2 protein-coding genes are annotated in these 2022 nt (G+C 71.0%); both read left to right on the forward strand.

What is annotated here, in order from left to right:
* The first annotated feature begins 4 nt into the window (after nucleotides 1-4).
* Nucleotides 5-727 (forward strand): enoyl-CoA hydratase-related protein, encoded by a 723-nt coding sequence (locus VI056_00295; protein ID HEY6201455.1) that lies wholly within the window; start codon nucleotides 5-7, stop codon nucleotides 725-727.
* A partial coding sequence (locus VI056_00300) for a biotin carboxylase N-terminal domain-containing protein (protein HEY6201456.1) occupies nucleotides 724-2022 on the forward strand: 1299 nt, incomplete at its 3' end. The genes VI056_00295 and VI056_00300, both read left to right, overlap by 4 nt.

The raw sequence follows: 2022 nt of genomic DNA on the forward strand, positions 1-2022 counted from the left end.
CTGGATCACGCTCGCGCGCCCCGACGTGCGCAACGCGTTCGACGCGGATCTCATCGCCCAGCTCGGCGCGATCCTCGGCCGCATCGATCCCGCATCGCGCGCCGTCGTCCTCCGCAGCGAGGGCGACGCGTTCTGCGCCGGCGCGGACCTCAACTGGATGCGCGGGATGGCCGACTTCTCCCTTGCGGAGAACGTCGCCGACTCGCGCGCGCTCGCGCAGATGTTCCGCGCCCTCGACGAGCTGCCTATGCCGCTCCTCGCGCGCGTGCAGGGCGCGGCGATCGGCGGCGGATGCGGTCTCGTCGCGGTCGCCGACATCGCGGTGGCCTCGACCGAGGCGGTCTTCGCCTTCACCGAGGTGCGCCTCGGCATCCTGCCAGCGGTCGTGTCGCCGTACGTCGTGCGGAAGATCGGCTTCGCGCACGCGACGGCGCTCTTCACGACGGGAATCCGCTTCGACTCGCGGCGGGCGTATGAGGTCGGCCTCGTGGAAGCGGTCGAGGAGCCGGCGAGGCTCGATGGGAAGATCGACTTCTACCTCGACGCGATCGTCGCCGGCGGTCCGCACGCGGTGAACGCCGCGAAGCGTTTGGTGCGCGAGCTCGAAGGCCGACCCGTCGCCGAGGTGCGCGAGAAGACCGTCGAGCGCATCGCAGGCATACGCGTGAGCGACGAGGGCCAGGAGGGCATGCGGGCGTTCCTCGAGCGCCGCAAGCCGAAGTGGTGACGACGCTCCTCGTCGCAAACCGCGGGGAGATCGCGCGCCGCATCTTCCGCACGGCGCGGCGCATGAACATGACGACCGTCGCGGTCTACTCGGACGCCGACGCGAACGAGCCGTTCGTGCGCGAGGCCGACATGGCGCTCCGTCTCGGTCCGCCACCCGCGGCCGAGTCGTACCTCGACATCGAGCGCGTCATCGCCGCCGCGCGCGAGGCGGGCGCGGATCTCGTCCATCCGGGCTACGGCTTCCTCGCCGAATCGCCGGCGTTCGCGACGGCGGTGCGCGACGCGGGCATGCGCTTCGTCGGCCCGACCGCCGAGGTCCTCGTCTCGCTCGGCGACAAGGTCCAGGCGAAGGCGCTCGCGCATCGCGCGCGCGTGCCGGTCCTGCCCGGCTACATGGAGGAGGACCAGCGCGACGAGGCGTTCATCTCGGCTGCGAACAGCATCGGCTTCCCGGTCATGGTGAAGCCGGTCGCAGGCGGCGGTGGCATCGGGATGCAGCGCGTGCGAGAGCCGGCCAAGCTGCAGGAAGCGCTCGCGAAGGCGCGGCGCGTCGCGGCGGCGTCATTCGGCGACGAGCGCCTGATGCTCGAGAAGCTCGTCGACCGCCCGCGGCACGTCGAGGTGCAGCTCCTCGCCGACACGCACGGGCAGATCTTCGCCCTGGGCGAGCGCGACTGTTCGACGCAGCGCCGGCACCAGAAGATCCTCGAAGAGACACCGGCGCCGTCGCTCGAGGACGAACAGCGCAAGGCGATCGCGGAGGCGGCGGTCGCGATCGCGCGCGAGGCGAAATACACGAACGCGGGAACGGCCGAATTCATCGTCGATGCGAAGGGTCGCTTCGCGTTCCTCGAGGTGAACGCGCGCCTCCAGGTCGAGCATCCGGTGACCGAGCTGGTGTGGGACATCGACCTGGTGGAACAGCAGCTGCGGATCGCGCTCGGCGAGCGGCTGTTGCTCGGCGAGCCCGCGCCACGCGGCCACGCGATCGAGGTGCGCCTCTACGCCGAGGACGTCGAGGGCGGGTTCCTCCCCGCGACCGGCCGCATCGCGCATATCCGCTGGCCTGAGGGGATCCGCGTCGACGCCGGCTACGAAGAGGGCTCGGCCGTCACGCGCCACTACGACCCGCTCATCGCGAAGCTCATCGCGCACGGCCCGCACCGCAAGCTCGCGCTCGCGAAGCTCTGCGAAGCGCTCGCGCAGATGGAGGTGCTTGGCGTGCGCACGAACCTGCGCTTCCTGCGCGCGCTGACCGCGCACGACACGATCCAGAAGGCGAAGTCCGACACA

This window comes from Candidatus Limnocylindria bacterium (assembly GCA_036523395.1).
GTDB lineage: Bacteria > Chloroflexota > Limnocylindria > P2-11E > P2-11E > CF-39.